The sequence below is a fragment of the Mycobacterium sp. genome, assembly GCF_049278535.1.
Lineage (GTDB): Bacteria > Actinomycetota > Actinomycetes > Mycobacteriales > Mycobacteriaceae > Mycobacterium.
The window spans coordinates 1-7,255 of the sequence record NZ_JBAPMI010000035.1; the positions used below are offsets into that span (position 1 = coordinate 1).

At 64.3% G+C, this 7,255-nt stretch carries 8 protein-coding genes and 1 pseudogene; 4 read left to right on the plus strand and 5 right to left on the minus strand.

The features are described 5' to 3' along the window. Window positions 1-1,013, plus strand: a 1,013-nt coding sequence (locus WAO18_RS01970) for an FUSC family protein (RefSeq protein WP_422203433.1), incomplete at its 5' end; no start/stop codon positions are given. A 34-nt stretch (window positions 1,014-1,047) separates the two neighbouring features. After that, the gene (locus WAO18_RS01975) at window positions 1,048-1,734 is read left to right on the plus strand and encodes an alpha/beta fold hydrolase (RefSeq protein WP_422203434.1); all 687 of its coding nucleotides are present in this window, start codon (window positions 1,048-1,050) and stop codon (window positions 1,732-1,734) included. A gap of 1 nt (window position 1,735) precedes the next feature. On the opposite strand, the gene WAO18_RS01980 is transcribed toward WAO18_RS01975, so the two are convergent. From WAO18_RS01980 to WAO18_RS01995, 4 genes are read right to left on the minus strand one after another with little or no spacing between them, the layout of a single operon-like run. After that, a complete protein-coding gene (locus WAO18_RS01980) occupies window positions 1,736-2,605 on the minus strand; it encodes an alpha/beta fold hydrolase (protein WP_422203442.1) in 870 nt (289 codons plus the stop codon). Then, window positions 2,595-3,332 (minus strand): potassium channel family protein, encoded by a 738-nt coding sequence (locus WAO18_RS01985; protein ID WP_422203435.1) that lies wholly within the window; start codon window positions 3,330-3,332, stop codon window positions 2,595-2,597. The genes WAO18_RS01980 and WAO18_RS01985 overlap by 11 nt, the downstream gene beginning before the upstream one ends. Window positions 3,333-3,372: 40 nt before the next feature. Next, window positions 3,373-4,536: a hypothetical protein gene (locus WAO18_RS01990; protein ID WP_422203437.1), complete on the minus strand. Its 1,164-nt coding sequence runs from the start codon at window positions 4,534-4,536 to the stop codon at window positions 3,373-3,375. A 5-nt stretch (window positions 4,537-4,541) separates the two neighbouring features. Then, window positions 4,542-5,468: a metal-dependent hydrolase gene (locus WAO18_RS01995; protein ID WP_422203438.1), complete on the minus strand. Its 927-nt coding sequence runs from the start codon at window positions 5,466-5,468 to the stop codon at window positions 4,542-4,544. 82 nt (window positions 5,469-5,550) lie between these two features. Here WAO18_RS01995 and WAO18_RS02000 point away from each other — a divergent pair, with 82 nt between their 5' ends. Beyond that, window positions 5,551-6,099: a TetR/AcrR family transcriptional regulator gene (locus tag WAO18_RS02000; protein ID WP_422203439.1), complete on the plus strand. Its 549-nt coding sequence runs from the start codon at window positions 5,551-5,553 to the stop codon at window positions 6,097-6,099. On the opposite strand, the gene WAO18_RS02005 is transcribed toward WAO18_RS02000, so the two are convergent. Then, window positions 6,096-6,935, minus strand: coding sequence for an alpha/beta fold hydrolase (locus WAO18_RS02005; protein ID WP_422203441.1), 840 nt, complete (start codon window positions 6,933-6,935; stop codon window positions 6,096-6,098). The two genes, WAO18_RS02000 and WAO18_RS02005, sit on opposite strands and share 4 nt — an antisense overlap. A gap of 82 nt (window positions 6,936-7,017) precedes the next feature. Between WAO18_RS02005 and WAO18_RS02010 the strand changes: the two are divergent. Continuing rightward, window positions 7,018-7,255: pseudogene (locus WAO18_RS02010) on the plus strand (phosphotransferase family protein); the annotation flags it as partial.

Genomic DNA, 7,255 nt, shown 5'->3' on the forward strand with positions numbered 1-7,255 from the left:
AAGCAATTCAGGTGGCCGTCGCCGCTGCGCTGGCCATCGTTGTCGGCGAGGAAGTTTCACCGTCGCACTGGTATTGGGCGGCGATCGCCGCATTCGTGATTTTCGCCGGTACCAACTCGTGGGCCGAGACCCTCGACAAGGGCTGGCAGCGACTGCTCGGCACGGTGCTCGGTGTGCCCAGCGGCGTGCTGGTCGCCACGCTGGTCTCCGGCAACACCGCCGCCTCGCTGGCGATGATCTTCGTATGTCTGTTCTGCGCTTTCTATTTCATGAAGGTCACCTACAGCCTGATGACCTTCTGGATCAGCACCATGCTGGCGTTGATGTACGGCCTGCTCGGCGAATTCACCTACAGCCTGCTGCTGTTGCGGATCGAGGAGACTGCCATTGGCGCGGTCATCGGAATCGCCGCCGCCGTGTTGGTGTTGCCGGTCAACACCAGAGCGAAGATTCGCGGCGACGCCCACACGTTTTTCCTGACGCTGTCCGAGCTCGTCGAGGCGTCGGTCGCCAGTCTGCTCGGCACTCCGGCGCCGGCCAGGTTGACCGAGACAGCACGTCAACTCGGCCGCGACCTACAGCAGTTCCGGATCACCGCGAAGCCGATGAGCGCCGGGGTTGCCGGGTTGGCGGGGCGCCGCAGCATGCGGCACGGCTTGCGGATGCTCACCGCGTGCGACCGCTACGCGCGAATCTTGGCTCGCAGCAGCGGAATACACATCGACATGTCTCCGGAGCTGGCTGACGCGATCAGGTCGACCGCCGGCCAGATCCGCCGCAACATCGACGTGTTGATCACCTCGCTGGAGTTCAACCAACCCGCAGCGGTCTTTCCGTCGACCGACTACATCGACGCCGCGGAGACGCTCGCCCGGCAACGTGACGATCAGCCGCTGGCGCCGGAGCGCCGACGGCTGATGAACGCCCTGCACGCGCTGCGCCAGCTCGACCGCGTCGTCATCAACGCCGCCACCGATCTCGGCGCGGACAACGCTGTGCTGCTGCCCAGTTGACCGTCGGGCGGCGGCCTATCTAGTATTTTGGGTTATGTCTCCCAATTTGGCACCCACCGTCGTTCTCGTGCACGGAGCGTGGGCCGATGGGTCGAGCTGGAGTCGCGTCATCACCGGTCTGCAGCAAGCCGGGATCAATGTGACCGCCGCCCCCATCCCGCTCACCACGCTCGATGACGACGTGAACGCTGTCAATCGAGCCATCGATCGAACCGAAGGACCCGTGGTCCTGGCCGGCCACGCGTACGCCGGCGGCGTGATCGGCGCAACCAACCATCCACGCCTCAAGGCACTGGTCTACGTGGTTGCCCTGGCACCCGACGAGGGCGAAACCGTCGCCGACGTTTTCTACCGCGATCCTCCGCACCCGCAGGCACCAAAACTCGCGCCCGATGATGGTGGTTGGATTTGGTTGCCCGAGAACGCGTTTGCGACGGCATTTGCGCAACATGCAACCGCCGAAGAACAAGCCCTGCTCGCCGCGGTCCAGCGACCGATCGCCGCCCCCTGCATCCAGCAACCCGTGCCAAGACCCGGCTGGAAAGAACTGCCGAGCTGGTATCTCGTCGCGGAAGAAGACCGCATGATCAATCCGGCCACCCAAGAATTCATGGCCGAACGCATGCAGGCCCGCACCCACACCGGGACATTCGACCACGCACCACTGATCAGCCGACCGCAAGCCGTCATCGACATCGTGACTGAGGCAGTCGAAAGCTGATCTACGAGCTTCTCCCATGGCGGACAAGGAAATCCAGTACCGCGTCCGCGAACAAGTCATTGCGGTCACCGGCAACCATGTGCCCGGCACCCTGTACGTCGACAAACTCCACTTGCGGGAAGCGGGCGAGAAACTCGTCGGCGCGCTCCTGGCTGACCAGGTCGCTCACTTGACCGCGCACCAGCAGCATGGGAACGCCGCCGGCCAGGATCGCTTCCACGGCCGTGTTCATCCGATCGACATCGGTCAACTCGTGGGGCGGATGGGATGCCGTCTGGCTGATGAACTTCGGATCCCAGTGCCAGTACCAGCGGTCGCCGCGGCGGCGCAGATTGGTGCGCAGACCGTTGAGATCGGTCGGCCGTGGCCGATGTGGGTTGTATTCGGCGATCATGTCGGCGACTTCATCGAGTGACTCGAATCCGGTTTTCATCCGGCCGGCCATGAAGTTGTGAATCCGGTTCGCGCCGGACTGATCCATGTTCGGCACGATGTCGACCAGGACGACCGCGCGAGCGATACCGGGCGAAATCTCGCCTGCGAGAAGCATTGTGGTGAAACCACCGAGCGATGCGCCGACCAGAACAGGTTGTGGCGGCAGCTGCCGCAACACTTCCTGAACATCGCCGGCAAAGGCGGCGAGCCGATAGTCGCCGTCCTCCGACCAATCCGACTCACCGTGGCCGCGGAAGTCGACGGTCACCGCCTGCCAGCCACGTTCGGCAACGGCGGCCGCCGCCTTACCCCACGAACGACGAGTCTGCCCACCGCCGTGCAGGAACACCACCGCGTGAGCGTCGGGATCGCCCAGTCGGTCGGCAACGATGCGGGTGCCGCCGACGCCGCGGGTGGTGAAGGTCTCAGGCGTGATGGTCACTAATCGCCTCTCCCCGTAGCTGGTGTTTCAACGCACGGATTTCGTTGCGAAGCTCCTCGACGTGAGCCACGGTAGCGGCCTGGATGACGGTCTCTTCTTCGGCTACCCGCTGGATGATCCACGAGGCGAGAGACGCGGTGACGACGCCGACCAGACTGATGCCGCCGATCATCAACAGCACAGCGATGACCCGGCCGGCATTGGTCACTGGGTAGACGTCGCCGTAACCGACCGTGGTCACCGTGGTGATCGACCACCACAGCGCCTTGCCGAAGGAGTTGATGGTTGCCCCGTGCAGGTATCGCTCCTTGTCGAAGACGGCCAGCGACGCCGTGTAAATCAACATGAGAACACCGGACACGGTGTAGACAACGATGCGGCCCCGAAACGCATCTCCAACTGCTCTCTGTACCAGTTCGATCAGGATGAGCAGGCGCAGCAGGCGAAGCGGCCGGAGCAGCGGCAGCGCCACTATCGCGAAATCGAGCAGGTGCCGTAGAAACCAGTGCCAGCGGCGGGGGGCCAGGTACAGCCGCACAACATAATCCAGCATGAACACGACCCAGATGGACCAGTCGATCAACCAGATCACGTGCGCCTCATGCACAGGCCTAGGGGCGAGCACCTGCACGGAGAACAAGCCTAGGAAGACGAGGGCGGCCACGGCCAGCGGCCACTCGGTATATCGCTCAAAACGTTGCAGGTTAGCTTCGCTACGCACCTCGACAGTCTCGCCGTTGCGCTGGGCTTTTGTCGCCAGATCAGAGGAACGAGTTTTCTGCGGTCAGCCCACGCTCGGGGAACGCGCCCATGGCGAAGGTCTCGGCATTGCCCAGCCCGGTGCCCGCGCCGACCGGGTCGTCGATCCGAACCAGCAGATCTCGCAACTGGTGTAGCTCGCGGGCGTTCTCCGGCTTGTCGCAGTCGGTGACGTGACTTCCCTCGACCTTGAGGTCGCCGACCCATTGGCCGTACACCCAGTCGTTCCAGCCGTAGTAGCCGGCGGTGCCGAGGTGAAAGCCGCCGGGGCCGGCGGCGGTGATCGTCAGCGGCCGTTTGGAACCGTCGGTGTCGATCAGGGTGATCGTGCCGTGGGTGAACCGCCGGTTGCCGTCTTCGAAGTGCATGTCCTGTTCGACCGAGGGAAACCGGTGCGCGGTGCCGTCGGGATTCTGTTGTTCTGCCTGGCAACGTATCTCGGTGAACCCGTCGCCACGCTCCTCCTGGTACATCACGAACAGCGAATAGGCAGATCCGTCCGGACGGGTCAGCGTCATCGGCAGCCAGGTCATGAACATCTGCTTGATCTTGCGGCTTCCGCGCGGTAATCCGGGTATCGGCTTACCGATGCCGGGCCGCAGGCCCCAGGAGTGGTCGCGGATCGAAATCCATTCATCGGCAGCGATTTCGGTGCGCTCGCCCTCGACCTCGACCCAGCCCGACGCCACCCCGACCTGGTGGTAACGCAGGATGTTGTGCGTCACCCGGTAGCCGTCCGGGCTGCGATCCGGCCACGGGTCTTCCAGCGACGCGTCGAAACTTCCTCGCAGCGTGACATCGAACGCGATCGGCTGATGTTCGTTGTGGTCCAGGCTCACCCGGATGGCGCGCAACGGCTCAACGACCTGATAGTGAACCGGCCCGACCTCGGTGCTCGCCGACGCCGACGACAACCGCCGGCCCGCCCGCACCGTCCACTGTTCGGTGCCGCGGCACACACCGGCGGCGCCGTCGAAGACGCCGCGATTGGTGTACTTGCCGATGCCGAGCACAACCTGCAACGAGTTGTCGCGTGCGTGCGCGATGGTCCAGATCTTCTCCGTCCACGACGGGTCCGACTGGCTCACCGTGGCGAATGTGTCAACGATCTGATGGGTGAGCAGCTCATCCTCGGGCACCAAGGCGCCGTAGTTCGTTGACAGCAAATCGATTACCTTTCGGACGCCGGGAAGAACTTCGTCATGTCACGACCGTGGTCGTATTCGCGCATCCAAGTATCGGCCCAACCCGGTAGCGGCTGGTCGGCCGGGTCGTGGTGGGGCGCCTGCGACAACACCAGCCGCCACACCATCGCCAGCAGTTGGCGGGTCGGCACATCGCTGAACAAGGTCGGCGGACCACCGCGGCGGGCACGTCGACGCTTGCCGCCGGGTCCGCGAAAGGTGAACTCGCCGTACAGCAGCGACATCGACAGCAGTTCCTGCGCCGAGGCGCCGCGGTCCTCGAACGGGACGACCTCGTCGAAAACCTTTGCTATCGAATCGGATACGGCGCCGACGTGGCTGAAGGTGTCGCGAATGTGTTTGGTCCGGTACCAGGGGTCGGGACTGATGTGCCGGTACAGGATCAGCCCGGAACTGCGGTGCTCGATCTCCTCGACGAAGTGCCACATCATCAACGACGCGACCCGCTGATCCCCCGCGCCGAACAACGAATCGCGGTTGTCCAGAATAACTTTGAACAACGGCGTGAACGTCGCCTCCAGGTTGGCGATGTAGGCGGCGTGGAATTCGATCGGCTGCTCCTCGAGCAGCTGGTCGTAGGCGCGGCAGGCATCCTCGTAGCACTGCTCGAGTTCGGGGTACCGCTGCACCAGCGCGAGCATGTGCTTGCGATGCGCCGACGCGTGTTGCGCCTCCTGCCGCAGGAACGCCTCGGCCTCGGCGGCGACGTCCGGGTCCTCCTGCAGCTTGTCCTGAGCCTGCCGGACCACGTTGACGATGTAGCGCTCGAATGGGACGGCGATGAACGTGAACGCATTGCAGAACAACCCGAAATTCGGATTGTCGGGCTGCCACATGAACGGCACACTCGCGTCGAACTCCCACGGGATCTTGCGGATCACGAGGTTGGTCACCGTCGCTACCTTTCAATCGACACACCGACGTGTCAGCGGTAGGCTCAGTGTGACATTTGACCCCATAGATGTAAAGGACGCGATGGTGGCTACCGCGCATGCCGTCGATCCCGAGCAGTCCACGAGACGACGGATCCTTGCCGCCACCTTCGTCGTGCTCGCGCGCGATGGCCGCCGGCGGTTACAGCTGTCCGACGTGGCGGCGCAGGCCAAGGTGTCACGCCCCACGCTGTACCGCTACTTCGGCTCGAAGGAGGGCCTGCTCGAGGCGTTCGGCCTCTACGAGCAGGACAACTTCGACGCGGGCATCGCCACCGCGATCACCGGGCTCAGCGGCGCGGACCGGCTGGACGCCGCATTACGCTTCATCGTCGATTTTCAAAGCACCTATTCGCTGAGCTCGCTGGCCGAGATCGAGCCCGAACACATCTTGCAGCAGATGAGACGTGTGCTGCCGATCATGCGTGATCGCATCGCGCGAATCATCGGCGGCGATCAGGCCGAGATCGCGGCGTCAGCCGTGGTACGGATCGCCGTGTGCCACTATGTGATTGGCGACGGCACCCCGGACGGGTTTCTCGCCGAGTTGCGGCATGCCGCCGGGCTCAGCCGCGTCGCCACGGAAGCCTAGTCGTCCAGCCAGTCGTTGATCTTCGCCGCGATCAGCTCCGGCTTCTCCAGATGCAGGAAATGACCGACGCCATCGACAATCTCGAAAGCGGATCCGTCAGCCGGCAAGTGCGGGCTGAGGTCGCCGAGCAGTTCAGCACCGATCGCTCCGTCGTTGGCGCCGTGCAGATACAGCGTCGGCACCGGCGGCGTTTGCATCGTTGCCGCCGTTTCGGCTTCCGCGTTGGGGTCGACGAATTGCGGATTGAACGAGGCCCGATACGGCGCAACGACATTCGCGATGTTATCGGCGGTCACGTACCGCCGTAATTCGGCGATGTCGTCGGCGGCGTCGTAACCCGGTGACCAATCGGCCCACAGCGACTCCCAGAAGCCGGGCGCCACCAGCACGGCCTCCGCCATACCGACCTGCTGGATGAAGTAGATGTAGAACGACCGCTTGAGTTGAGCATGGCTGAACAGCCCGGCGGCAAGTGCGGCGACCGGCGGAACCGCGAGCGCGACAAAGCATTCGAATGCGTCCGGTTCGGACGCGACGACTCCGTAGCCGGCTTGCGCGCCCCAGTCGTGGCCGACGAGGATCGCGCGGTCGTCCGCGTTGTAGCGTCCACGAACGTCGAGCAGGTGCCGAACGTAGGTCCCGACGCTGATCGGCTGGTCGGTCGGCGCGTCGTACCCGGGCATCCACGGCGCCACCACCCGATACCCGCGGCGCTCCAACGCGGGCCCGAGATGACGCCAGGTGAACGGAGTATCCGGGAAGCCATGAGCGAGCACCGCCAGCGGTAACGAGGCGTCCTCGATCGCTCCAAAGGTGAGCGGCTGCGGCGGAGTCACCCCTTGAGCGTATTACAGCGCAGACGCCAAACGTAAACAATCGATCATTTACATCTGACCCGTCGTATGTAAATCTGAGGGCATGGCAGGCATCGCGCTCATCCAACGCGATCTGGCGGACACCCGGGCCCGGCTCGAGGCGTGGTTCAGCCACCGATTCGGCGCCCAGGCAGCGGTGTCGGAGCTGAAAGCAGCGAATCGCGCGGCCGGCTGGTCGAGTGAAAGCCTGGTGTTCGCCGCCGACGTGGCCGGGCACTCCAGCGAATACGTGCTGCGCATTCCACCCGGCGGCGGGGGCATCTACCCCGAGTACGACCTGG

What these genes read in the sequence shown, in the direction of transcription:
- WAO18_RS01975 (WP_422203434.1), top strand. Translation starts at nt 1,048, where the DNA reads ATGTCTCCCAATTTGGCACCCACCGTCGTTCTCGTGCACGGAGCGTGG.
- WAO18_RS02000 (WP_422203439.1), top strand. Translation starts at nt 5,551, where the DNA reads ATGGTGGCTACCGCGCATGCCGTCGATCCCGAGCAGTCCACGAGACGA.